Genomic DNA, 24,050 nt, shown 5'->3' with positions numbered 1-24,050 from the left:
TCTCCGCTTGAGGTGCGGGGGGTGGGAGTGGTCCCTAAAAAGGTATGGACCAAACCGCACTCTTTCGGCCAAACGGGTGATTGGTCAAGACCAATGACCACCATGTCCGAACAGTCCCGTTTGCGCCCGCCGGCCTTGCCTCGAAGGCAAACCCGGAAAGAACCGGCCGCGCGGCACCGCCCCGCCCCAAGATCGCCTGTAAGGCCGCCTACGATTGACCCCGTGCGTACCCCCTTCTCCCTGCTCGCCGAACGCTGGCAGCCGTCCGCCGCCATGGTCCGGCGCGCCGCGTTCACCGCGCTGGTGATGAGCGTGGTGATCGTCGTGACCGGCGGCGCCGTCCGGCTCACCGCCTCCGGCCTCGGCTGCACCACCTGGCCCCGCTGTACCGACGAGAGCCTGACGCCGACGCCCGAGATGGGCTTCCACGGCATCGTCGAGTTCACCAACCGGATGCTCACCTATGTGCTGAGCGCCGCGGTCGGCTGGGCGATCCTGGCCGCCCGCTGTCACCGGCCCTGGCGGCGCAGCCTGACCAAGCTGGGCTGGGCGCAGTTCTGGCTGGTGATGAGCAACGCCGTACTCGGCGGCATCACCGTGCTGACCGGCCTCAACCCGTACACGGTGGCGCTGCACCTGATCGCCGCGATGGGCCTGGTCTGGGTCGCGCTGCTGATGTGGGAGCGGACGAAGGAGGGCGACGGCCCGCCGCGGCCGGCGGTGGCCCGCCCGATCGTCCAGCTGTCGTACGTCCTGGTCACCGTGATCGGCCTGCTGGTGGCGGCCGGGACGCTGGTGACCGGCGCAGGCCACCACCCGGGGACGCCCAAGGACAACAAGCTCGTCCCCCGGATCCCGATCGACTACGACCGGCTCACCCAGGTCCACGCCGACCTGGCGTTCGTCTCGGTCGGCCTGGCGATCGCGGTGATCTTCGTCTTCGCCGCCGTGAAGGCCCCGCCGGCCGCCCGCGCCCGGGCCCGCGAGCTGTTCGCGGTGCTGCTGGTCCAGGGCGTGCTCGGCTTCGTCCAGTACTTCACCGACGTGCCGGAGATCCTGGTCGGCCTGCACATGCTGGGCGCCACGCTGACCTGGATCGCCGCGCTGCGCATCCCGCTGGCGCTGCGGGTCCGCGAGGACGCGCCCGCCACCCCGCTGCCGGCCCAGGCCCAGACCCAGGCCCCGCAGGCCGCCACGGTCTGAGGCGGCCGACAGGCGGCCGGCGAGCGGCCGGAACGGCAGTACGGCCCGGTCCCCCCGAAGCGGGGGGCCGGGCCGTCGCCGTACGCGGGATCAGTCGCCGTACGCGGGATCAGCCGAGCTGGATGCCGGCCATCCGCTTCCACTCGTACGGGCCGGTCTTCACCCGGAGGCCCAGCTCGCCCTCGAAGCTGTCGTGCAGGGTCACCCCGGCCAGTTCGGCGGCCCGGCGCCCGACGGCGTAGCTCGGGGCGACCTGGTCGCCCCAGGCGCCGTCCGCGCCGACCACCACGATCCGGGTGCCGATGGAGCCCATGTACTCGACGACGCCGTCGGCGCTGCCGCCGTGCTGCCGGGCGAAGCTGCTGAGGTGCTTGGCGATGCGCTTGGCGCGGCGCTCGGCGCGGGCGTCCGGCGCGGCGGTGGTGGCGGTCTCTGCGCTGCTCATGCCCGCATGCTACCCATCGGTAGCGGAGCTGGCGACGGGAGCGGACTGTGCACCGGGCCACATACTGGAACGGTGACCTTCCAAGGCTGGCCGGCCGAGGCGCTCGACTTCTACGAGCACCTGGAGGCCGACAACTCCAAGACCTTCTGGCAGTCCCACAAGGCCCGGTACGAGCAGGCCGTCCGCGAGCCGATGGAGCGGCTGCTGGCCGAGCTGGAACCCGAGTTCGGACCGGGAAAGATCTTCCGGCCCAACCGCGACGTCCGGTTCAGCGCCGACAAGTCCCCGTACAAGACCCACATCGGCGCCCATCTGGCGGCCGGCGGCTACATCCAGCTCTCCGCCGACGGCCTGGCCTGCGGCAACGGCCTCTACCAGCTGGCGGCCGACCAGTTGGAGCGCTACCGGGCGGCCGTCGCCGAGGACGTCGGCGGCGCCGAGCTGGAGCGGGTGATCGCCCGGGTCCGCGCGGCCGGCCCCCAGGTCGTCGGCCGGGACAGCCTGAAGTCCGCCCCGCGCGGCTACCCCAGGGACCACCCCAGGATCGAGCTGCTGCGCCACAAGGGGCTGATCGCCTGGCAGGAGTGGCCGCCCGCCGAGTGGCTCGGCACCCGGGCCGCCCACCGCCGGATCACCGGCTTCCTGCGCGCCTCCCAGCCCCTCAAGGACTGGCTGGACGGCCACGTCGGGCCGAGTGGTCTGCCGCGCCGCTGAACGGGCCGCCGAACGGCCGCGCAAGAACGCCGAAGGGCCCCGGTCGACGACCGGGGCCCTTCGGGTGCGGCTCCTACTTCTACTTCACGAACGGATCCACCGCGATCACCACGAACAGCAGCGTCAGATAGGTGATCGACCAGTGGAACAGGCGCATCTCCTTCAGCTTGGCGCCCACCACCCCGGCCTTGGCGCGGGCGTACAGCCCGTGCGCCTCCTTCAGCCAGGCCGCGCCCAGCAGCACCGCCGAGACGGGGTACAGCCAGCTGGTCTCCGCCAGCGGCCACAGCGCCAGCGAGACGGCGACCATGACCCAGGAGTAGATGACGATCTGCTTGGCGACCGCCAGGTTGCCCTTGATCACCGGCAGCATCGGCACGCCGGCCCGCTCGTAGTCCTCGCGCACCTTCATCGACAGCGGCCAGTAGTGCGGCGGCGTCCAGAAGAAGATGACCAGGAAGAGCACCAGCGCCGACCAGGACACCGAGTTGGTGACCGCCGCCCAGCCGACGAACACCGGCATGCAGCCGGCGATCCCGCCCCAGACGATGTTCTGCGCGGTGCGCCGCTTCAGGCCGAGCGTGTAGACGAAGACGTAGAACAGCAGCGCCGACAGCGCCAGCAGCGACGACAGCGCATTGACGAAGTAGGCCAGCCAGACCGTGGAGCCGATCGCCAGCGCGATGCCGAAGACCAGCGCCTCGCGCGGCGACACCATGCCGGTGACCAGCGGCCGCCGCTCGGTCCGCGACATCACCGCGTCGATGTCGCGGTCGATGTACATGTTCAGCGCGTTGGCGCCGCCCGCCGAGAGGTAGCCGCCGATGACGACCTCCAGCACCAGCAGCGGATCCGGAACACCGCGCTGCGCCAGGAACATCACCGGCACGGTGGTGATCAGCAGCAGTTCGATGATCCGAGGCTTGGTCAGAGCGACGAATGCGCCGACACGGGCCCCGAACGGCCGGTGCGCAGGCGTCGCCCCGGTGACCCCGGCGGGACGGGATTCGACGGCGGTCACTAACACCCCAACTGAAGATGAACCTTCGCAGGCGTCCATCGGAACAAAGTTCCCGAATCGTCCGCCCTGCGCGTACCACGCCACCTTAGACGCTCCATATCTCCCCACCGGCTCCGGGGTCCCCCGGCGGGGCGGATCGCACACCCCCGGGTGAACCCCGCCGCGGTGGCCTGGACGGATGCCTCGGCGGCCCTCCGGAGGCCGGAACTCCCCCGTCCGCGCGCCGGGGAGGCAAACCGTCCGAACCTGGGCGAGGCTGGACAAAGACTCTGTCCACCCGGACGGGGAATGGTGGCCCGGACACGTGGGTTGTGCAACCACGGAGGGTGAGCCCCGGCCCGGACGGTAGGCTCGCACGAAGAAGCGGGATCTACCCTCCGTGACCGGCACCACCCAAGCGTCGGGCCACAGCGACGTGGCCGACCCGGTCCCCTTCACGGGGTCACTCTTCACAACGGAAGGAGCCCTGAGACAGGGTGAGCACGACGCCGACGAATGCATTCGAGTGGTCCGAGCTGGACGAGCGGACGGTGGACACTGCCCGTGTGCTGGCCATGGACGCGGTCCAGAAGGTCGGCAACGGACACCCCGGGACGGCCATGTCGCTGGCCCCCGCGGCGTACCTGATCTTCCAGCGCTTCCTGCGCCACGACCCGACCGACCCGGCCTGGGTGGGGCGCGACCGCTTCGTCCTCTCCCCCGGGCATACCAGCCTGACCCTCTACACCCAGCTCTACTTCTCCGGCTACGGCCTGGAGCTGGACGACCTCAAGGCCTTCCGGGTCGCCGGCAGCCGCACCCCGGGCCACCCCGAGCACGGCCACACCGCGGGCGTCGAGACCACCACCGGCCCGCTCGGCCAGGGCATCGCCAACGCCGTGGGCATGGCGATGGCCGCCCGTTTCGAGCGCGGTCTGTTCGACCCGGACGCCCCGGCCGGCGAGTCCCCCTTCGACCACACCATCTGGGCCATCGTCTCCGACGGCGACCTGGAGGAGGGCATCTCCGCCGAGGCCTCCTCGCTCGCCGGCCACCAGAAGCTCGGCAACCTGGTCGCGCTCTACGACGACAACCACATCTCGATCGAGGGCGACACCGAGACGGCCTTCTCCGAGGACGTCCTCAAGCGCTACGAGGCGTACGGCTGGCACGTTCAGCGGGTCACCCCGAGGTCCAACGGCGACATCGACGTGGCCGCCCTCGCCGAGGCGCTGGACGCGGCCAGGGCCGAGACCTCCCGCCCGTCGATCATCGCGATGCGCACCATCATCGCCTGGCCCGCCCCGGACGCGCAGAACACCGCCAAGGCGCACGGCTCCGCGCTCGGTGCCGCCGAGATCGCCGCCACCAAGAAGGTCCTGGGCTTCGACCCGGAGAAGACCTTCGAGGTCAGCGACAAGGTCATCGAGCACGCCCGCCTGGTGATCAAGCGCGGCAAGGCCGCCCGCGGCGAGTGGGAGCAGTCGTTCAACGCCTGGCGCGCCGCCCACCCGCAGCGCGCCGCCGAGTTCGACCGCATCCAGGCCGGCGAGCTGCCCGAGAGCTGGAAGAAGTCCGTCCCGGTCTTCGAGTCCGGCAAGGAGGTCGCCACCCGCAAGGCCAGTGGCGAGACCCTCAAGGCGCTCGGCGCGGTGATCCCGGAGCTGTGGGGCGGCTCGGCCGACCTCGCGGAGTCCAACCTCACCACCATCGACGAGGAGAGCTCCTTCCTCCCCGAGGGCAACCCGCTGAAGAGCGCCAGCCCGTACGGCCGGACGATCCACTTCGGCATCCGCGAGCACGCCATGGGCTCGACCATGAACGGCATCGCGCTGCACGGCCGGACCCGCGTGTTCGGCGGCACCTTCCTGGTCTTCGCCGACTACATGCGCCCGGCCGTCCGCCTGGCCGCGCTGATGAAGCTGCCGGTCACCTACGTCTGGACGCACGACTCGATCGGCCTCGGCGAGGACGGCCCGACCCACCAGCCGGTGGAGCACCTGGCCTCGCTGCGCGCCATCCCGGGCCTGTCCATCGTCCGCCCGGCCGACGCCAACGAGACGGCCGTCGCCTGGCGCACCGTCATCGAGCGGCAGACCAGCCACCCCGGCCCGGTCGGCCTGGCGCTCACCCGCCAGAACGTCCCGACCTTCGACCGCGAGGTGTTCGCCTCCGCCGAGGGCACCGCGAAGGGCGGCTACATCCTGGCCGAGGCCTCCAACGGCGTCCCGCAGGTGATCCTGCTCGGCACCGGCTCCGAGGTCCAGCTGGCCGTCAAGGCCCGCGAGGTCCTGGAGGCGGAGGGCATCGCGACCCGCGTGGTCTCGGTGCCGTCCTTCGAGTGGTTCCAGGAGCAGGACCAGGCCTACCGCGACAGCGTGCTGCCGCCCACCGTCAAGGCCCGGGTGTCGGTCGAGGCCGGCATCGCCCAGGGCTGGCGCGAGCTGGTCGGCGACCACGGCCGGATCGTCTCGCTGGAGCACTTCGGCGCCTCCGCCGACTACAAGGTGCTGTTCCAGGAGTTCGGCCTGACCGCCGAGGCCGTGGTGGCCGAGGCGCACAACGCGCTGCGCTCGCTCGAGGCCGTCAACCGCTGACGGCCCTTGGCCGGGGGTGCCCGACCGCACATCGGGCCCCCCGGCCGGTCTGACGACCCCACAGACAGACAGACAAAGAGAAGTAAGGACTGAAGCACCATGACTGACGCACTGAAGCGCCTCAGCGACGAAGGCGTGGCGATCTGGCTGGACGACCTCAGCCGCAAGCGGCTGAACACCGGCAACCTCGCCGAGCTGGTGCAGAACAAGCACGTGGTGGGTGTCACGACCAACCCCACCATCTTCCAGAAGGCCATCGGCGGCGGCGACAGCTCCTACGACGGCCAGCTGCGCGACCTCGCCGTCCGCAAGGTCACCACCGACGAGGCCGTCCGCATGATCACCACCTCGGACGTGCGCGACGCCGCCGACGTGCTGCGCCCGGTCTACGACGCCTCCAACGGCCGCGACGGCCGGGTCTCCATCGAGGTCGACCCGCGGCTGGCCCACGAGACCGCCGCCACCATCGCCGAGGCCAAGCAGCTGTGGTGGCTGGTCGACCGCCCGAACGTGTTCATCAAGATCCCCGCCACCAAGGCCGGTCTGCCCGCGATCGCCGAGGTCATCGGCAAGGGCATCAGCGTCAACGTCACGCTGATCTTCTCGCTGGAGCGCTACCGCGCGGTCATCGACGCCTACCTGACCGGCCTGGAGGCCGCCAAGGCCAAGGGCCTGGACCTCTCCCAGATCGAGTCGGTCGCCTCCTTCTTCGTCTCCCGCGTGGACACCGAGATCGACAAGCGCCTCGACAAGATCGGCGGCGAGGCCCGGCAGCTGCGTTCCAAGGCCGCCCTGGCCAACGCCCGCCTCGCCTACCAGGCGTACGAGGAGGTCTTCGGCAGCGTCGACGGCAAGACCGCCGGCAGCGACCGCTGGACGGCCCTGGAGGCCGCCGGCGCCAAGCCGCAGCGCCCGCTCTGGGCCTCCACCGGCGTCAAGGACCCGGCCCTGCCGGACACCCTGTACGTCACCGAGCTGGTCGCCCCGGGCACCGTCAACACCATGCCCGAGGCCACCCTGAACGCCACCGGCGACCACGGCGTGATCACCGGCGGCACCATCGTCCCCAACTACGCCGACGCCAAGGCCGTGATGGACGCCATCGCCGCCGCCGGCGTGGACTACGACGACGTGGTCCAGGTGCTGGAGGACGAGGGCGTCGAGAAGTTCGAGCAGTCCTGGAACGAGCTGCTCGACACCGTCACCGCCTCGCTCGCCTCCTTCGCCGACGAGAAGTGACCCCCGCTCACAGCCAGCGCACGAAAGCGGAGCCCCTTCAGTGAGCACTGACTACCCCGAGTTGACGTCCGAATCGGACGCCGGCGATGGTCCGCCGGCCCCCGTCAACCCGCTTCGTGACCCCGCCGACCGACGGCTCCCGCGCATCGCGGGGCCGTCCGGTCTGGTCATCTTCGGAGTCACCGGCGACCTGTCCCGCAAGAAGCTGATGCCGGCCATCTACGACCTGGCCAACCGCGGTCTGCTGCCGCCGGGCTTCTCGCTCGTCGGCTTCGCCCGGCGCGAGTGGGACGACGAGGACTTCGCCAAGGAGGTCCACGACGCCGTCCGGGACCACGCCCGGACCCCGTTCCGCGAAGAGGTCTGGCAGCAGCTCGCCAAGGGCATGCGCTTCGTCCACGGCACCTTCGACGACGACGACGCCTTCGACAAGCTCCGCGAGACCATCGAGGAGCTGGACAAGGCGCAGGGCACCGGCGGCAACTTCGCCTTCTACCTCTCCGTCCCGCCGAAGTTCTTCCCGACCGTCGTCCAGCAGCTGAAGAAGCACGGTCTGGCCGATCCGCCCTCCTCGCCCGCCAACGGGCAGGAGGGGCCCAGCAGGGCTTCCTGGCGGCGCGCCGTCATCGAGAAGCCCTTCGGCCACGACCTGGAGAGCGCCCAGGAGCTGAACCGGATCGTCCACGAGGTCTTCCCCCGGGACGAGGTCTTCCGGATCGACCACTACCTGGGCAAGGAGACCGTCCAGAACATCCTGGCGCTGCGCTTCGCCAACCAGATGTTCGAGCCGATCTGGAACCGGTCGTACGTCGACCACGTCCAGATCACGATGGCCGAGGACATCGGCATCGGCGGCCGCGCCGGCTACTACGACGGCATCGGCTCGGCCCGGGACGTCATCCAGAACCACCTGCTGCAGCTGATGGCGCTCACCGCCATCGAGGAGCCGGCGTCCTTCCACCCCAAGGCGCTGGTGGCCGAGAAGCTCAAGGTGCTCAGCGCCGTCAAGCTCCCGGCCGACCTCGGCCGGCACACCGTGCGCGGCCAGTACGCGGCCGGCTGGCAGGGCGGCGAGGAGGTCGGCGGCTACCTCGACGAGGACGGCATCGACCCGGACTCCAAGACCGACACCTACGCGGCCATCAAGCTGGAGATCAACAACCGCCGCTGGGCGGGTGTGCCGTTCTACCTGCGCACCGGCAAGCGGCTCGGCCGCCGGGTCACCGAGATCGCGGTGGTCTTCCAGCGCGCCCCGTACCTGCCGTTCGACTCCTACGCGACCGAGGAGCTGGGGCAGAACGCCCTGGTCATCCGGGTCCAGCCGGACGAGGGCGTGACGGTGCGGTTCGGCTCCAAGGTGCCGGGCACCTCCTTCGAGGTCCGCGACGTCACGATGGACTTCGCCTACGGCGAGTCCTTCACCGAGTCCAGCCCGGAGGCGTACGAGCGGCTCATCCTCGACGTGCTGCTCGGCGACGCCAACCTGTTCCCGCGTCACCAGGAGGTCGAGCTCTCCTGGCAGATCCTCGACCCGATCGAGCGGTACTGGGACACCCACGGCAGGCCCGCCCAGTACCCGGCCGGGACCTGGGGCCCCGCCGAGGCGGACGAGATGCTCGCACGAGACGGCAGGAGCTGGCGCCGGCCATGAAGATCGACCTCACGGACACCACGTCCAGCAAGATCAACGCAGCCCTGATGGAGGCGCGCCGGATCAGCGGCTCCACCGCCGCCGGCATGGTGCTCACCCTGGTGATCGTGACCGACGAGGGCAGCGCGTACGACGCCCTCAAGGCCGCCAACGACGCCTCCCGCGAGCACCCCTCGCGCACCCTGGCGGTCATCAAGCGCGCCGGGCGTTCGCCCCGGGCCCGCGCCGAGACCCGTCTGGACGCCGAGATCCTGGCCGGCTCGGACGCCGGCTCCGGCGAGACGGTCATCCTGCGCATGCACGGCGAGCTCGTCGCGCACGCCCAGTCGGTCGTCCTGCCGCTGCTGCTGCCGGACGCCCCGGTGGTGGTCTGGTGGCCCGAGAACTCCCCCGCGCACCCCGCGCAGGACCCGCTGGGCTCGATCGCCCAGCGCCGGATCACCGACGCCGTCACCGCCGAGTCCCCGGTCGGCCAGCTCGCCCAGCGGGCCCAGAGCTACACCCCGGGCGACACCGACCTGGCCTGGACCAGGATCACCGGCTGGCGCTCGATGCTGGCCGCCGCGCTGGACCAGCGGCCCGCCAGGATCACCTCCGCGGTGGTCGAGGGCGAGTCCTACAACCCCAGCGTGGAGCTGCTCGGCCTCTGGCTGCACAACCGGCTGCACGTGCCGGTCGAGCGGGTCGTCACCGGCGGCCCCGGCATCACCGCGGTGCACCTGCGTACCGCGGACGGGGACATCACCCTGGACCGCCCGGACGGCCTGATGGGCACCCTCTCGATGCCCGGCTCCCCGGACCGCCAGGTGGCGCTCAAGCGTCGTGAGACGTCCGAGCTGATCGCCGAGGAGCTGCGCCGGCTCGACCCGGACGACATCTACGCCACGGCCGTACGCACCCCCGTGGAGCGGCTGCGCGAGCCGGCCAACGCCGAGACGGCGGCGGCCGAGAAGGTCGCCCACGCGATCGCCGAGGCCACCGTCGCCGAGGCCACCGTCGCCAACCCGGCCCGGGTGACGGCCGCGGTGCTCACCGCGGAGAAGGCGGCTGCGGAGAAGGCGGCTGCGGAGGAAGCGTCCGCGGAGAGCGCGGCCCCGGCCGCGGAGCCTGCGGCGGCGAAGAAGGCCCCCGCCAAGGCGGCCAAGCGCACCACCAAGCGGAGCGACTCGTGACCGCCGCCACCCCGCAGCTGGTCGTCCACCGGGACAAGGAGCTGATGGCGCAGGCGGCCGCGGCCCGGCTGATCACCCGGATCGTGGACGCCCAGGCCGCCCGCGGCACCGCCTCGGTGGTGCTCACCGGCGGGCGCAACGGGAACGCCCTGCTGGCCGCCATCGCCGCCTCCCCGGCCCGGGACGCGGTCGACTGGGCCCGGCTGGACCTCTGGTGGGGCGACGAGCGTTTCGTGCCCTCCCAGGACCCCGAGCGCAACGCCGTCCAGGCCCGCGCGGAGCTGCTGGACGCCGTTCCGCTCGACCCGGCGCGGGTGCACGAGATGCCCGCCTCGGACGGCGTGGACGGCTCGGACGTGGAGGCCGCCGCGGCCCGCTACGCCGAGGAGCTGGCGAAGGCCGCCGGGCCGGGCGACCGGCTCGGCGTGCCCTGCTTCGACGTGCTGCTGCTCGGCGTCGGCCCGGACACCCATGTCGCCTCGCTCTTCCCCGAGCACCCGGGCGTACGGGAGACCGAGCTGACGGTGATCGGCGTCCGCGGTGCGCCCAAGCCCCCGCCGACCCGGATCTCGCTCAGCCTCCCGGCCATCCGGGAGGCCCGCGAGGTCTGGCTGCTGGCGGCGGGCGAGGACAAGGCCGACGCCGTCGCGGTGGCGCTGTCCGGCCCCGGCGAGATCCAGGCGCCCGCCTCCGGCGCGTACGGGCGGGGCCGCACCCTGTGGCTGCTCGACCGCGCCGCGGCGGCGCAGATCCCGCCGCAGCTGTACCCGCCCGCCTCGGCCTGACGGCCGGGCAGGAAACGCCGAAGGGCGTCACCGTTCGACGGTGACGCCCTTCGGCGTTGGACCGGGTACCGGCCCCGGGCTCAGATCTCGCCGCGCAGCTTGGCCAGCGCCTCGGCGAGGATCGCCTCGCCGTCGGCGTCGGTGCGCCGCTCGCGGACGTAGGCGAGGTGGGTCTTGTACGGCTCGTTGCGCGAGGGAGCCGGTGGGTTGTGCTCGTCCTGACCGGCCGGAAAGCCACAGCGCGGGCAGTCCCAGGTGTCCGGGATGACGGCCTCGGCGGCGAAGCTCGGGCGGGTCTCGTGCTTGTTGGCACACCAGAAGGAGATCCGGTTGCGCGGGGCGGACTCGCCGCGCTCCGCCTCGCCCATCGGGCCGGCTCCGACCCTGCTGCCACGGATGGCATTGCCACTTGCCACGGTCTGACTCCCTGCGTGCTGGTGCGCCGACCCGCCGCGGTGCGCGTCGGTGGCGAAGTCGTCCTAGTGTAAGCAGCAGTTAAGGTTCCACCACCACCGCATCCGCCCCGGCCGCTCCCAGGATAGGCGCTGGGGCGACGGGGCGTCAGGAATACCTCAGCTCTTGTACTTCAGCACCAGGCCGAGCACGATGATGCAGGCGAACCAGGCGCCGCCGACGATGATCGTGATGCGGTCGAGGTTGCGCTCGGCCACCGCCGAACCGCCACCGGTGGACATCGCGCCGCCACCGAACATGTCGGACAGGCCGCCGCCCTTCCCCTTGTGCAGCAGCACCAGGAGGATCATCAGCAGGCTGAAGATGATCAGGGCAATCGAGAACCCGATAACCACGACGGGACCAACTCTCTCGTATCTTCGGCGAAGGGGCCGGGCCGCGTACGGCGGTCCGGCCCCAAAGCCTACGTTGCTGCGGCGGCGTTAGCCTACTGCCTGGTCACGGTAGCGCACGATCTTGACGAACTCGTCGGCGTCCAGGGAGGCACCGCCGATCAGGCCGCCGTCGATGTCCGGCTTGGCCATCAGGCCGGCCGCACTGGAGGACTTGACCGAACCGCCGTACAGCACACGGACCTTGTCGGCCAGCTCGGCGCTGTACAGCTCGGCGATCCGCCGACGGATGGCCGCGCAGACCTCCTGGGCGTCCTCCGGGGTGGCCACCTCGCCGGTGCCGATCGCCCAGACCGGCTCGTAGGCGACCACGATCGACTCGGCCTGGTCGGCCGGGACGTCCTGCAGGCCGCCGTCGAGCTGGGCCAGGGTGTACTCGACGTGGGTGCCGGCCTTGCGGATCTCCAGCGGCTCGCCGATGCACAGGATCGGGGTGATCCCGCTGCGGTAGGCGGCCTTGACCTTGGCGTTGACGATCTCCTCGTTCTCGCCGTGGTACTGCCGGCGCTCCGAGTGGCCGATCACCGCGTAGGTGCACTTCAGCTTGGACAGCATCGGGCCCGAGACCTCACCGGTGTACGCACCGGAGTCGTGCTTCGAGATGTCCTGCGAGCCGTACTTGATCTTCAGCTTGTCGCCGTCGACCAGGGTCTGCACCGAGCGCAGATCGGTGAACGGCACCAGGACGGCGACCTCGACGGCCTGGTAGTCCTTGTCGGCCAGCGCGAAGGCCAGCTTCTGGGTGTGCTGGATGGCCTCAAGGTGGTTGAGGTTCATCTTCCAGTTGCCCGCCATCAGCGGGAGACGCTCAGTCATTGCCTCAGCCTTCCAGGGCGGCGAGACCGGGAAGGGTCTTGCCCTCCAGGTACTCAAGGCTGGCGCCACCGCCGGTCGAGATGTGCCCGAACTTCGTTTCGTCGAAGCCCAGGATGCGGACGGCCGCGGCGGAGTCGCCGCCACCGACCACGGTGAACGCGTCGCTGTCGAGCAGGGCCTGCGCGACGGCCTTGGTACCCTCGGCGAAGGCCGGGTGCTCGAAGACGCCCACCGGACCGTTCCAGAACACCGTCCGGGCGTCGGCCAGCTTCGCCGCGAACAGCTCGCGGGTCTTCGGGCCGATGTCCAGGCCCTCCTTGTCGGCGGGGATCTTGTCCGCGTCGACGATCTCGAAGTCCTCGACCGGGGCGTGCGTCCTGGTGTCCGGGAAGCTCCCGGAGATGGCGACGTCCACCGGCACCACGAACTCGACGCCGTTCTCCTCGCCGCGCTTCAGGTAGTCCAGGACCGTCGGGATCTGGTCCTTCTGCAGCAGCGAGATGCCGACCTCGTGGCCCTGGGCCGCGAGGAAGGTGTACGCCATGCCCCCGCCGATCAGGATGCGGTCGGCCTTGCCGAGCAGGTTGTCGATCACGCCGACCTTGTCGGACACCTTGGAGCCGCCGAGCACGACCACGTACGGGCGCTCGACCTCCTCGGTGAGGCGCTTGAGCACGCCCACCTCGGTGGCGATCAGGTCACCGACGGCGTGCGGCAGGCGGGCCGGCAGGTCGTACACCGAGGCGTGCTTGCGGTGCACCGCGCCGAAGCCGTCGCCGACGTACAGGTCGGCCAGCTCGGCCAGCCGGTCGGCGAAGGCGCCGCGCTCGGCGTCGTCCTTGCTGGTCTCACCGGCGTTGAAGCGCAGGTTCTCGAGCAGCGTGACCTCGCCGTCGGCCAGGGCGGCGACGGTGGCCTTCGCGCTCTCACCCACGGTGTCGGTCGCGAAGGACACCGACCGGCCGAGGATCTCACCAAGGCGGACGGCCACCGGTGCGAGGGAGAACTGCGGGTCCGGCTCGCCCTTGGGGCGGCCGAGGTGGGAGGCGACGACGACCTTCGCACCGCGCTCGACGAGCTTGGCGATGGTCGGGGCGACGGCGCGGATCCGGCCGTCGTCGGTGATCGTGCCGTCGGACAGCGGGACGTTCAGGTCCGCACGGACGAACACGCGCTTGCCGACGACGTCGAGGTCTTCGATGGTCTTCACAGGTCTCCGGGTCTCCTGGGGAGATGTGGTGCAGAGGGGCGGCACTGCACCGGGCCGCCGAGGGGTGAGGGAGCGCAGAGCGAGGGCCCGGATGGCCGCACACGCCGTCCGGGCCCTCACCCCTACATCACGTCAGCTCCCGCTGCGTCAGAGCTGGCCGCCGACGAGGGTGGTCAGGTTGACGAGACGGTTCGAGTAGCCCCACTCGTTGTCGTACCAGCCGAAGACCTTGACCTGGTTGCCCTGGACCATGGTCATCAGCGAGTCGAAGATCGTGGAGAACGGCGAGTTCACGATGTCGGAGGAGACGATCGGGTCCTCGGTGTACTGCAGGATGCCCTTGAGGGAGCCCTCGGAGGCCTTCTGGAAGGCCTCGTTGACCTCCGCGACGGTGACCTCGCGCTCCAGGGTGACGACCAGGTCGGTGATCGAACCGGTCGGGACCGGGACGCGCAGCGAGGTGCCGTCCAGCCTGCCCTTCAGCTCCGGCAGCACCAGCGCGGTGGCCTTGGCGGCACCGGTGGAGGTCGGGATGATGTTCAGGGCGGCGGCGCGGGCGCGACGCAGGTCCTTGTGCGGGAAGTCCAGCGTGACCTGGTCGTTGGTGTACGCGTGCACCGTGGTCATCAGACCCTTGACGATGCCGAAGTTCTCGTTCAGCACCTTGGCCAGCGGCGCCACGCAGTTGGTGGTGCAGGAGGCGTTGGAGATGACGGTGTGCTTCGCGGCGTCGTACTTCTCGTCGTTGACGCCCATGACGATGGTGACGTCCTCGTCGGTGGCGGGCGCCGAGATGATGACCTTCTTCGCACCGGCGGTGACGTGCTTCTTCGCAGCCTCGGCCTTGGTGAAGATACCGGTCGACTCGATGACGATGTCGACGCCCAGCTCGCCCCAGGGCAGGTTGGCCGGGTCACGCTCGGCGATGACCTTGAAGGTCTTGCCGTTGACGGTGATGCTGTTCTCGGTGTGCGAGACCTCGCCGGGGAAGGTGCCCAGGATGGAGTCGTACTTGAGCAGGTGCGCCAGGGTCTTGGTGTCGGTCAGGTCGTTGACACCGACGATCTCGATGTCCGCGCCCTGGGCCTGAACCGCACGGAAGAAGTTGCGGCCAATGCGGCCGAATCCGTTGATGCCTACCCGGATCGTCACGAAACCGATCTCCTCGTTAGGTACGCCGGAGCTATGCCGACGGGGGTGAAATTTGGGATGTCCCCGACCACCCATGACCCTACCTCTCCAAGGCCTGGGAGGGCACATCAGGCCGGGCCGGAGCCCTTGGCGTGGCGTGTCAAGAGGGCGCGGTCAGGGCTTCCGTCCTTGGCCTTGCGGGCAGTTGGTCCCGCCCTCCGGAGGCCCGCCGGGCCCTTGGTCCCCTCGGTTCGAACGCGAAACGACCGGTGCCCCTGTCAGGGGCACCGGTCGTCGGTTTCACCGGCCGGATCAGGGCCGGCCAGGCCTAGTTCAGCGCCATCTCGTCGGTCAGGTTGGCCTCGGTGCTGGGCAGGCCGAGCTCGGAGGCGCGCTTGTCCGCCATCGCCAGCAGCCGGCGGATCCGGCCGGCCACCGCGTCCTTGGTCAGCGGCGGGTCGGCCAGGGCGCCCAGCTCCTCCAGCGAGGCCTGCTTGTGCTGCATCCTCAGCTGGCCTGCGGCGGCCAGGTGCTCGGGGACCTCCTCGCCCAGGATCTCCAGCGCGCGCTGCACCCGGGCGCCGGCCGCGACGGCGGCGCGGGCCGAGCGGCGCAGGTTGGCGTCGTCGAAGTTGGCCAGACGGTTGGCGGTGGCCCGCACCTCGCGCCGCATCCGGCGCTCCTCCCAGGCCAGCACCGACTCGTGGGCGCCCAGGCGGGTCAGCAGCGCGCCGATGGCGTCACCGTCGCGGATCACCACCCGGTCCACCCCGCGCACCTCGCGGGCCTTGGCCGGGATGCCCAGCCGGCGGGCCGCGCCGACCAGGGCCAGGGCCGCCTCGGAGCCGGGGCAGGTGATCTCCAGCGAGGAGGACCGGCCCGGCTCGGTGAGCGAGCCGTGCGCCAGGAAGGCCCCGCGCCAGGCCGCCTCGGCGTCACAGGTCGCGCCGGAGACGACCGCCGGGGGCAGGCCCCGGATGGGGCGGCCTCGGCCGTCCACCAGGCCGGTCTGCCGCGCCAGCAGCTCGCCGTCCTTGACCACCCGGACCACGTAGCGGCTGCCGCGCCGCAGGCCGCCGGGTGCCATCACCACCAGGTCCGAGGAGTGTCCGAAGATCTCCAGCAGGTCCTTGCGCAGTCGCCGTGCCGCCGCGCCGGTGTCGAGCTCCGCCTCGATCACGATGCGGCCGCTCACGATGTGGAGCCCGCCCGCGAATCGCAGGATCGCCGACACCTCCGCCTTGCGGCAGCAGGCCCTCGTGACCGGGAGCCGGCTGATTTCGTCCTTCACCGCTGGAGTCATCGCCATGGCCCGATCCTTCCATGTGTCCGGAAAATCCGGTCGTACGCGGCTGCCAAGAGCTCCGGGTCGTGTCGCGGCGTGCCGTCGGCGCGGGCGACCCGGTCGAGCACCAGGGCCGCGCCCATCCGCTCGGCGGCCTTCTCCAGGCCGGCCAGGTCCGCCTGACCGAAGGCGCCCCCGCTGACGGCGCGCTCGTCCACCAGGATCGCATCCACCGCGAGGGCGGGGGCGTGGTCGGCGATGACCTCCAGGTGGCGCTGCGGAGTGAAGCCCTCGGTCTCGCCGGGCTGCGGGGCCAGGTTCAGGGTGAGCAGCCGGCGGGCGCGGGTCTCGGTGAGCGCCTTGGCCAGCTCGGGCACCAGCAGGTGCGGCAGCACGCTGGTGAACCAGGAGCCGGGGCCGAGCACCACCCAGTCCGCCTCCCGGACGGCGGTGACGGCCTCCGGGACGGCCGGCGGCCCGTCCGGCAGCAGCCGGATCGACTGCACCGTGCCCGGCGTCACCGCGACGCTGGCCTGGCCGCGCACGGCGGACAGCTCGCCCGGGCGCGCCGGGTCGTGGCCCCGGACGACCGCCTCGATGTCCAGTGGCACCGCCGACATCGGCAGCACCCGGCCCTGGACGTTCAGCAGCCGGGCGACCCAGTCCAGGGCGGCCACTGGGTCCCCGAGCTTCTCCCAGAGCGCGACGATCAGCAGGTTGCCGACGGCGTGGCCGCCCAGCTCGCCGGTGCCGGTGAAGCGCTGCTGGATCACCTCGGACCAGGTGCGGCCCCAGTCGTCGTCCCCGCAGAGCGCGGCCAGCGCCTTGCGGAGGTCCCCCGGGGGCAGCACCCCGAGCTCCTCGCGCAGCCGCCCGCTGGAGCCGCCGTCGTCGGCGACGGTGACCACGGCGGTGAGGTCGGTGGTGAGCCGGCGCAGCGCGGAGAGCGAGGCGGACAGGCCCTGGCCGCCGCCGAGGGCGGCGATCCTGGGTGCCGGGTTGGTGCGGGCCGGGCTGGTCCGCGGCCGACTGGGCGCCGCGGTGCGCGACGGGCCCCCCGTCCGGTCGGCGGTCTTGTTCTGAAACTGCCGCCCGGGCACGTATCCCGTCACACCTACCTCGCGTTCCTCTCGCCCGCCGCCGGTCTCCGCCGGCGGGCCGGCAGGGGCGCGGCGGCTACTCCCGTCCCATGTCACGGTGGACGAGCACCGTCTCGACACCATCGGCGATGAGACGCTTCGTCAGGCGCTCGGACATCGCGACGCTGCGGTGCTTGCCACCGGTGCAGCCTACGGCAAGGGTCATGTAGCGCTTCCCCTCGCGTCGGTACCCCTCGGTGACGATCCTCAGCAGTTCGGCGTAGCCGTTGAGGAATTCGTTGGCGCCGGGCTGCTGGAAGACGTAGTCGGCGACGTCCGCGTCGGTGCCCGTCCGGGCCCGCAGCTCGGGCACCCAGTGCGGGTTGGGCAGGAAGCGGCAGTCCACCACCAGGTCGGCGTCGACCGGCAGGCCGTACTTGAAGCCGAAGGACATCACGGTGGCTCGCAGTTCGGGCTCGTCGTGGTCGGCGAACTGGGCGTCGAGCTTGGCGCGCAGCTGGTGCACGTTGAGGTTGGAGGTGTCGATCACCAGATCGGCCTCGCCACGCAGCTCGCGCAGGAGGTCCCGCTCCTGGGCGATGCCGTCGACGATCCGGCCGTCGGCCTGGAGCGGGTGCGGGCGGCGCACGCTCTCGAACCGGCGGACCAGCGCGTCGTCGGAGGAGTCCAGGAAGACCACGCTGAGCCGGACGCCGCGCTTCTCCAGCTCGTCCAGCGAGGTGAGCAGGTCGTCGAAGAACTGGCGGCCACGGACGTCCACCACGGCGCCGATCCGGGCGACGTTGCCCTGGGAACGGGCGCCGAGGTCGACCATGGTCGGGATCAGGGCGGGCGGCAGGTTGTCGACCACGAACCAGCCCAGATCCTCCAGGCACTTGGCCGCGGTGGAGCGGCCGGCTCCGGACATACCTGAGATGATCACTAGCTCCGGGGTGTTCTCCCCCGCGGCCGGCGGCCGGGGGGTACCCCCATCGTCGGACATCGTCACTTCGGTTCCCCGCTCTCGGTGGTTCTGCTGAGGAGAACGCGCGTGGCGCGGCCGCGCTTCCCCGGCTCACTCGGGCGAGTGAACGCGGGGCGCGCGGGCTGACGGTCGGCGTCGGCCGTCATGGCGTCTCCCGGGATGGTGCGGTCTGGGCTGCGGCGGGCGCCGGCTCGGCGGCCTCGTCGGCACTGTCATCGATGATCTCGCCGGTCGCGGTGTTCACGGCCGGTGCCGCCGGTGTACGGGAGGACAACGCTGCCGCAACAGTCTCCGCGGTCCGCCGCCCGATGCCGGGGACGGCGCAGAGTTCGTCGACGGTGGCCGCCCGGAGCTTCTTCAGCGAACCGAAGTGCTTGAGCAGCGCCCGGCGGCGAGTCTCGCCGAGGCCGGGGACGGAGTCCAGTTCTCCGGCGGTGAGTCGCCTGGAACGCTTGGTGCGCTGGTAGCCGATCGCGAACCGGTGCGCCTCGTCGCGGACCCGCTGGAGCAGGTAGAGGCCCTCGCTGCTGCGGGGCAGCACCACCGGGTCGTCCTCGCCGGGCAGCCAGACCTCCTCCAGCCGCTTGGCCAGGCCGCAGAGGGCGATGTCGTCGATGCCGAGCTCGTCCAGGGCGCGTCTGGCGGCAGCGACCTGCGGCTGGCCGCCGTCCACCACCAGCAGCTGCGGCGGGTAGGCGAAGCGGCGCGGGCGGCCGGTCTCCGGGTCGACCGGTCCTGCGGGGGCCTCCTGGCCCGGGGCCGCCCGGTCGACGGCACCGGTCTCGGCACCGGTCTCGGCACCGGGGTCGTCGGCCTCGGGGACAGCCCACTCGCCGGTCTGCTCGCGCTCCTGGAGGTAGCGGCGGAAGCGGCGGCTGATCACCTCGTGCATCGAGCGGACGTCGTCCTGGCCCTCGAAGCCCTTGATCTGGAAGCGGCGGTACTCGCTCTTGCGGGCCAGGCCGTCCTCGAAGACCACCATCGAGGCGACCACGTCCTCGCCCTGGAGGTGGGAGATGTCGAAGCACTCGATGCGCAGCGGGACGGAGTCCAGCTCCAGCGCGTCGGCGATCTCCTGGAGGGCGCGGCTGCGGGTGGTGAGGTCGGAGGCGCGCTTGGTCTTGTGCAGCGCCAGCGCCTGCTGGGCGTTGCGCTGCACGGTGGCCATCAGGTCCTTCTTGTCGCCGCGCTGCGGCACCCGCAGGTCCACCTGGCCCGCCTTGCCCGCCTGGCCGGCCCGCAGACCGGCCAGCCACTCCCGGACCGGCTCGGCCGGCTCGGGCAGCGCGGGCACCAGCACCTCGCGCGGCACCGCCTCGTTGCCGCCGCCGTAGAGCTGCTGGAGGGCGTGCTCGACCAGCCCCGCGGTGTCCACGTCCTCGACCTTGTCGGTGACCCAGCCGCGCTGGCCGCGGACCCGGCCGCCGCGGACGTGGAAGATCTGGACGGCGGCTTCCAGTTCGTCCTCGGCGACGGCGAGCAGGTCCGCGTCGGTGGCGTCGGCGAGCACGATCGCGTTCTTCTCCATCGCGCGCTTGAGCGCCCCGATGTCGTCGCGCAGCCGGGCGGCCTTCTCGTACTCCAGATCCTCGGCGGCCTCCCGCATCTGCTCTTCCAGCCGGCGCAGGTAGTTGCCGGTGCGCCCGGCCATGAAGTCGCAGAAGTCCTCGGCCAGCGCCCGGTGTTCGTCCGCCGAGACCTTGCCGACGCAGGGCGCGGCGCACTTGCCGATGTAGCCGAGCAGGCAGGGCCGGCCGACCTGGCCGGCGCGCTTGAAGACGCCGTTGGAGCAGGTCCGGACGGGGAAGACGCGCAGCAGCAGGTCGACCGTCTCGCGGATCGCCCAGGCGTGCCCGTACGGGCCGAAGTAGCGCACGCCCTTCTTGTGCGCCCCGCGCATCACCTGGACCCGCGGGTACTCCTCGCCGAGGGTGACCGCCAGCTCCGGGTAGCTCTTGTCGTCGCGGTACTTGACGTTGAACCGGGGGTCGAACTCCTTGATCCAGGAGTACTCCAGCTGGAGCGCCTCGACCTCGGTGGAGACCACCGTCCACTCCACCGAGGCGGCGGTGGTGACCATCGTCGCGGTGCGCGGGTGCAGCCCGGCGAGGTCCTGGAAGTAGGACGACAGCCGCGGCCGCAGGCTCTTGGCCTTGCCGACGTAGATGACCCGCCCGTGGGCGTCGCGGAACTTGTAGACACCCGGTGAGGTCGGGATCGCACCCGGTGCCGGGCGGTAGGTGGACGGGTCAGCCATGGGTCCACCGTACCGAGTCGGGCCGGGGCTGCGGAGGGGAGATCAACTGCTTCAGCTCGGGGTCACCTTGAGGTTGCCGCCCTCGACCACGACGGTGTAGGCGGGCAGCGGAGTGGGGGCCGGACCGTCCTGCACCGCGCCGTCGGCGATGCCGAACCGGCTGGCGTGACAGGGGCACTGGATCTGCTGGTTCTTGACCTGGTCGACGATGCAGCCGGCGTGGGTGCACTTGGCGCTGAACGCCTTGTACTCCCCCGCCGTCGGCTGGGTCACCACGATCTTCTTGTCGCGGTAGACGGTGCCGCCGCCGACCGGCACACCGGCCGCCGGACCGACGTCCACCGGGGACTTGGCGCCACCGGAGGAGTCGGAGGAGGACGAGGAGCAGCCGGAGACCGCCAGGGCGCCGCCGCCGGCCGCGAGGACGGCCGCCGCCCCGCAGAGCAGGGTGCGGCGGGAGGTGGCGGGGCTCTCGGGGGCCTCTGACATCGTGGTTCACTCCTGGGATCGGCTGCTGCGCGCGTCGGCGGAAGTCTATGCGGCGCTTACCCGGCCGCCTCCGTCGACGGGGGCGGCCGGGCGGGATGTCGCGCGCTACTTCTTGGCGGCGGCCCGCTTGCGCGGGGCCCTCGCCTTGACCGGAGCGACCGGGGCGTCGGTGAACTCGCCCGGGAGGATGTCCCGGAGGAACTTGCCGGTGTGGCTCTCCGAGACCGCCGCGATCTGCTCCGGGGTGCCCTCGGCAACCACGGTGCCGCCGCCGGAACCGCCCTCGGGGCCCATGTCGACGACCCAGTCGGCGGTCTTGATCACATCGAGGTTGTGCTCGATGACGATCACCGTGTTGCCCTTCTCCACCAGCCCGGAGAGCACCTTGATCAGCTTGCTGATGTCCTCGAAGTGCAGGCCGGTGGTGGGCTCGTCGAGCACGTAGACCGTCCGCCCGGTGGAGCGCTTCTGCAGCTCGGAGGCGAGCTTGACGCGCTGCGCCTCACCGCCGGAGAGCGTCGGCGCGGACTGGCCGAGCCGGACGTAGCCGAGGCCGACGTCGTTGAGCGTCCTCAGGTGCCGGGCGATCGCCGGGACGGCCTCGAAGAAGTGCAGCGCCTCCTCGATCGGCATGTCCAGCACCTCGGCGATGGACTTGCCCTTGTAGTGGACCTCCAGCGTCTCCCGGTTGTACCGGGCACCGTGGCAGACCTCGCACGGCACGTAGACGTCCGGCAGGAAGTTCATCTCGATCTTGATGGTGCCGTCGCCCGAGCAGTTCTCGCAGCGGCCGCCCTTGACGTTGAAGGAGAACCGGCCGGGCAGGTAGCCGCGGACCTTGGCCTCCTGGGTCTCCGCGAAGAGCCGCCGGACGTGGTCGAACACGCCGGTGTAGGTGGCCGGGTTGGAGCGCGGCGTCCGGCCGATCGGCGACTGGTCGACGTGCACCACCTTGTCCACCAGGTCGGTGCCGGTGATCCGGGTGTGCCGCCCCGGCACGCTGCGGGCGCCGTTCAGCTCCCGGGCGAGGTGGGTGTAGAGGATGTCGTTGACCAGGGTGGACTTGCCCGAGCCGGAGACCCCGGTGATCGCGGTGAACGTCCCGAGCGGGAAACCGACCGTGACGTCCTTGAGGTTGTGCTCGCGGGCGCCGTGCACCGTCAGCTGGCGCTTCCTGTCCCGCTCGCGGCGGCCGGCCGGGATCGGGATGGAGCGCTTGCCGGCGAGGTACTGGCCGGTCAGCGACTCCTTGTTGGTGAGCAGCTGCTTCAGCGAGCCGGAGTGCACCACCTTGCCGCCGTGCTCGCCGGCGCCCGGGCCGATGTCGACCACCCAGTCGGCCATCTTGATGGTGTCCTCGTCGTGCTCGACGACGATCAGGGTGTTGCCGATGTCCCGCAGCCGGACCAGGGTCTCGATCAGGCGGTGGTTGTCGCGCTGGTGCAGGCCGATGGACGGCTCGTCCAGCACGTAGAGCACCCCGACCAGGCCGGAGCCGATCTGGGTGGCGAGCCGGATGCGCTGGGCCTCGCCGCCGGAGAGGGTGCCGGCCGCCCGGTTGAGCGAGAGGTAGTCCAGGCCGACGTCGACCAGGAACCGCAGCCGCTCGTTGACCTCCTTGAGGACGCGCTCGGCGATCTGTTTGTCCCGGGCGTTGAGCTTCATCGCGCCGAGGAAGTCCGAGCAGTCGCTGATCGACATCGCCGAGACGTCCGCGATGGAGCGGCCCTCGACGGTGACGGCCAGCACCACCGGCTTGAGCCGGGTGCCCTCGCAGGTCGGGCAGGGCACCTCGCGCATGTAGCCCTCGAAGCGCTCGCGGCTGCTGTCGCTCTCCGCCTCGGTGTGCCGGCGCTGGATGAACGGGACCGCGCCCTCGAAGCCCGTGGTGTAGGACCGGTCGCGCCCGTAGCGGTTGCGGTAGCGCACCTCGACCTGGTGCTTGTGCCCGTACAGCAGCGCCTTCTTGGCGCGGGCCGGCAGCCCGGCCCAGGGGATGTCGGTGCGGAAGCCCAGCTCGCCGGCGAGCGCGTCGATCAGGCGCTGGAAGTACTCCTTGGTGTGGCCGCCGGACCAGGGGTGGATGGCGCCCTCGTCCAGCGACTTCTCGTCGTCGGGGACGACCAGCTCCGGGTCGACCTCCATCCGGTTGCCCAGACCCGAACAGTCCGGGCAGGCGCCGAACGGCGAGTTGAAGGAGAACGAGCGCGGCTCCAGCTCCTCGAACGACACGTCGTCGTACGGGCAGTAGAGGTGCTCGGAGTACATCCGCTCGCGCTCGGGGTCGTCCTCCGGGAGGTCGACGAAGTCGAGCACGACCATGCCGCCGGAGAGCCGCAGGGCCGTCTCCACCGAGTCGGTGAGCCGGCGCTTGGCGCTCTCCTTGACGGTGAGGCGGTCGATGACCACCTCGACGGTGTGCTTCTCCTGCTTCTTGAGCTTGGGCGGCTCGGCGAGCTGGATCGTCGCGCCGTCCACCCGGGCGCGGGCGTAGCCCTTGGACTGGAGGTCGGCGAACAGGTCGACGAACTCGCCCTTGCGCTCGCGGACCACCGGGCTGAGCACCTGGAACCGGGTGCCCTCGGTGAGCTCCAGCACCCTGTCGACGATGGCCTGCGGGGACTGCTTGGCGATCGGGCGGGCGCAGTGCGGGCAGTGCGGCTTGCCGATCCGGGCGAACAGCAGGCGCAGGTAGTCGTACACCTCGGTGATGGTGCCGACGGTGGAACGGGGGTTGCGGTTGGTGGACTTCTGGTCGATCGAGACGGCCGGGGAGAGGCCTTCGATGAAGTCGACGTCGGGCTTGTCCATCTGCCCGAGGAACTGACGGGCGTAGGAGGACAACGACTCCACGTAGCGGCGCTGGCCCTCGGCGAAGATCGTGTCGAAGGCGAGCGAGGACTTGCCGGAGCCGGAGAGGCCCGTGAAGACGATGAGGGAGTCGCGGGGCAGGTCGAGCGAGACGTTCTTCAGATTGTGCTCGCGAGCACCGCGGACGATGAGGCGGTCGGCCACTGCTTCTGGCGCCTTTCTCCGGGGCGAGATGGCTTGCGGTGAGATGTGTACTTCTTCCAGGATGCGGCAGCCAGCCTATAGCTCATGCGTTCGATTCTCGACCATGTCCAG

At 71.1% G+C, this 24,050-nt stretch carries 20 protein-coding genes; 7 read left to right on the top strand and 13 right to left on the bottom strand.

The features are described 5' to 3' along the window. Window positions 1-273 precede the first annotated feature (273 nt). On the top strand, window positions 274-1,203 hold the full coding sequence (locus tag AB0P06_RS27810) for a COX15/CtaA family protein (RefSeq protein WP_363612026.1): 930 nt from the start codon (window positions 274-276) through the stop codon (window positions 1,201-1,203). Window positions 1,204-1,312: 109 nt separating this feature from the next. On the opposite strand, the gene AB0P06_RS27805 is transcribed toward AB0P06_RS27810, so the two are convergent. Then, window positions 1,313-1,648 (bottom strand): hypothetical protein, encoded by a 336-nt coding sequence (locus tag AB0P06_RS27805; RefSeq protein ID WP_363611976.1) that lies wholly within the window; start codon window positions 1,646-1,648, stop codon window positions 1,313-1,315. 72 nt (window positions 1,649-1,720) lie between these two features. Between AB0P06_RS27805 and AB0P06_RS27800 the strand changes: the two genes are divergently transcribed. Next, a complete protein-coding gene (locus AB0P06_RS27800; protein WP_363611974.1) occupies window positions 1,721-2,362 on the top strand; it encodes a DUF2461 domain-containing protein in 642 nt (213 codons plus the stop codon). 79 nt (window positions 2,363-2,441) lie between these two features. Here the strand turns inward: AB0P06_RS27800 and AB0P06_RS27795 are convergent, their stop codons facing one another. Beyond that, window positions 2,442-3,383, bottom strand: coding sequence for a heme o synthase (locus tag AB0P06_RS27795; protein ID WP_363611972.1), 942 nt, complete (start codon window positions 3,381-3,383; stop codon window positions 2,442-2,444). Between the two features lie 476 nt (window positions 3,384-3,859). Here AB0P06_RS27795 and tkt point away from each other — a divergent pair, with 476 nt between their 5' ends. From tkt to pgl, 5 genes are all read left to right on the top strand, one after another. Continuing rightward, window positions 3,860-5,959: a transketolase gene (tkt, locus tag AB0P06_RS27790; protein ID WP_363611970.1), complete on the top strand. Its 2,100-nt coding sequence runs from the start codon at window positions 3,860-3,862 to the stop codon at window positions 5,957-5,959. 99 nt (window positions 5,960-6,058) lie between these two features. Beyond that, on the top strand, window positions 6,059-7,198 hold the full coding sequence (tal, locus tag AB0P06_RS27785; protein WP_363611968.1) for a transaldolase: 1,140 nt from the start codon (window positions 6,059-6,061) through the stop codon (window positions 7,196-7,198). Window positions 7,199-7,259: 61 nt separating this feature from the next. Beyond that, the gene (zwf, locus tag AB0P06_RS27780) at window positions 7,260-8,849 is read left to right on the top strand and encodes a glucose-6-phosphate dehydrogenase (RefSeq protein ID WP_363612024.1); all 1,590 of its coding nucleotides are present in this window, start codon (window positions 7,260-7,262) and stop codon (window positions 8,847-8,849) included. After that, window positions 8,846-10,021, top strand: a complete 1,176-nt coding sequence (opcA, locus tag AB0P06_RS27775; RefSeq protein WP_363611966.1) for a glucose-6-phosphate dehydrogenase assembly protein OpcA — start codon at window positions 8,846-8,848, stop codon at window positions 10,019-10,021. Before zwf ends, opcA begins: the two co-directional genes overlap by 4 nt. Beyond that, window positions 10,018-10,806, top strand: coding sequence for a 6-phosphogluconolactonase (gene pgl / locus AB0P06_RS27770; RefSeq protein ID WP_363611964.1), 789 nt, complete (start codon window positions 10,018-10,020; stop codon window positions 10,804-10,806). The genes opcA and pgl overlap by 4 nt, the downstream gene beginning before the upstream one ends. Window positions 10,807-10,886: 80 nt before the next feature. Here the strand turns inward: pgl and AB0P06_RS27765 are convergent, their stop codons facing one another. The 11 genes from AB0P06_RS27765 to uvrA form a co-directional block, all read right to left on the bottom strand. Beyond that, window positions 10,887-11,174 carry an RNA polymerase-binding protein RbpA gene (locus tag AB0P06_RS27765; RefSeq protein ID WP_030308030.1) on the bottom strand — a complete coding sequence of 96 codons (288 nt, stop codon included), beginning with the start codon at window positions 11,172-11,174 and terminating at the stop codon, window positions 10,887-10,889. Window positions 11,175-11,378: 204 nt separating this feature from the next. Further along, complete coding sequence (secG, locus tag AB0P06_RS27760) at window positions 11,379-11,615, bottom strand: preprotein translocase subunit SecG (RefSeq protein ID WP_363611962.1); 237 nt, start codon at window positions 11,613-11,615, stop codon at window positions 11,379-11,381. 87 nt (window positions 11,616-11,702) lie between these two features. Beyond that, entirely contained in the window at window positions 11,703-12,488 is a 786-nt protein-coding gene (gene tpiA, locus AB0P06_RS27755) for a triose-phosphate isomerase (RefSeq protein ID WP_363611960.1), read from the bottom strand. Window positions 12,489-12,492: 4 nt separating this feature from the next. Beyond that, entirely contained in the window at window positions 12,493-13,698 is a 1,206-nt protein-coding gene (locus tag AB0P06_RS27750; RefSeq protein WP_363611958.1) for a phosphoglycerate kinase, read from the bottom strand. Window positions 13,699-13,845: 147 nt separating this feature from the next. Continuing rightward, the gene (gap, locus tag AB0P06_RS27745) at window positions 13,846-14,850 is read right to left on the bottom strand and encodes a type I glyceraldehyde-3-phosphate dehydrogenase (RefSeq protein ID WP_363611956.1); all 1,005 of its coding nucleotides are present in this window, start codon (window positions 14,848-14,850) and stop codon (window positions 13,846-13,848) included. 307 nt (window positions 14,851-15,157) lie between these two features. Continuing rightward, complete coding sequence (gene whiA / locus AB0P06_RS27740) at window positions 15,158-16,138, bottom strand: DNA-binding protein WhiA (protein ID WP_148642545.1); 981 nt, start codon at window positions 16,136-16,138, stop codon at window positions 15,158-15,160. Then, complete coding sequence (yvcK, locus tag AB0P06_RS27735; RefSeq protein WP_363611953.1) at window positions 16,129-17,226, bottom strand: uridine diphosphate-N-acetylglucosamine-binding protein YvcK; 1,098 nt, start codon at window positions 17,224-17,226, stop codon at window positions 16,129-16,131. The genes whiA and yvcK overlap by 10 nt, the downstream gene beginning before the upstream one ends. Window positions 17,227-17,290: 64 nt before the next feature. Further along, entirely contained in the window at window positions 17,291-18,196 is a 906-nt protein-coding gene (gene rapZ, locus AB0P06_RS27730) for an RNase adapter RapZ (RefSeq protein WP_363611951.1), read from the bottom strand. A 124-nt stretch (window positions 18,197-18,320) separates the two neighbouring features. Next, on the bottom strand, window positions 18,321-20,435 hold the full coding sequence (gene uvrC, locus AB0P06_RS27725; protein ID WP_363611949.1) for an excinuclease ABC subunit UvrC: 2,115 nt from the start codon (window positions 20,433-20,435) through the stop codon (window positions 18,321-18,323). Window positions 20,436-20,486: 51 nt separating this feature from the next. Beyond that, window positions 20,487-20,924 carry a Rieske (2Fe-2S) protein gene (locus AB0P06_RS27720; RefSeq protein WP_363611947.1) on the bottom strand — a complete coding sequence of 146 codons (438 nt, stop codon included), beginning with the start codon at window positions 20,922-20,924 and terminating at the stop codon, window positions 20,487-20,489. 105 nt (window positions 20,925-21,029) lie between these two features. After that, on the bottom strand, window positions 21,030-23,939 hold the full coding sequence (gene uvrA / locus AB0P06_RS27715; protein ID WP_363611945.1) for an excinuclease ABC subunit UvrA: 2,910 nt from the start codon (window positions 23,937-23,939) through the stop codon (window positions 21,030-21,032). Between the last annotated feature and the right edge of the window lie 111 nt (window positions 23,940-24,050).

Origin of the sequence: Kitasatospora sp. NPDC088351 (genome assembly GCF_040685575.1) — a bacterium.
Classification (GTDB): Bacteria; Actinomycetota; Actinomycetes; order Streptomycetales; family Streptomycetaceae; genus Kitasatospora.
Note: the sequence above shows the minus strand (reverse complement) of the source record. Positions and strands in the feature narration are given on the sequence as shown.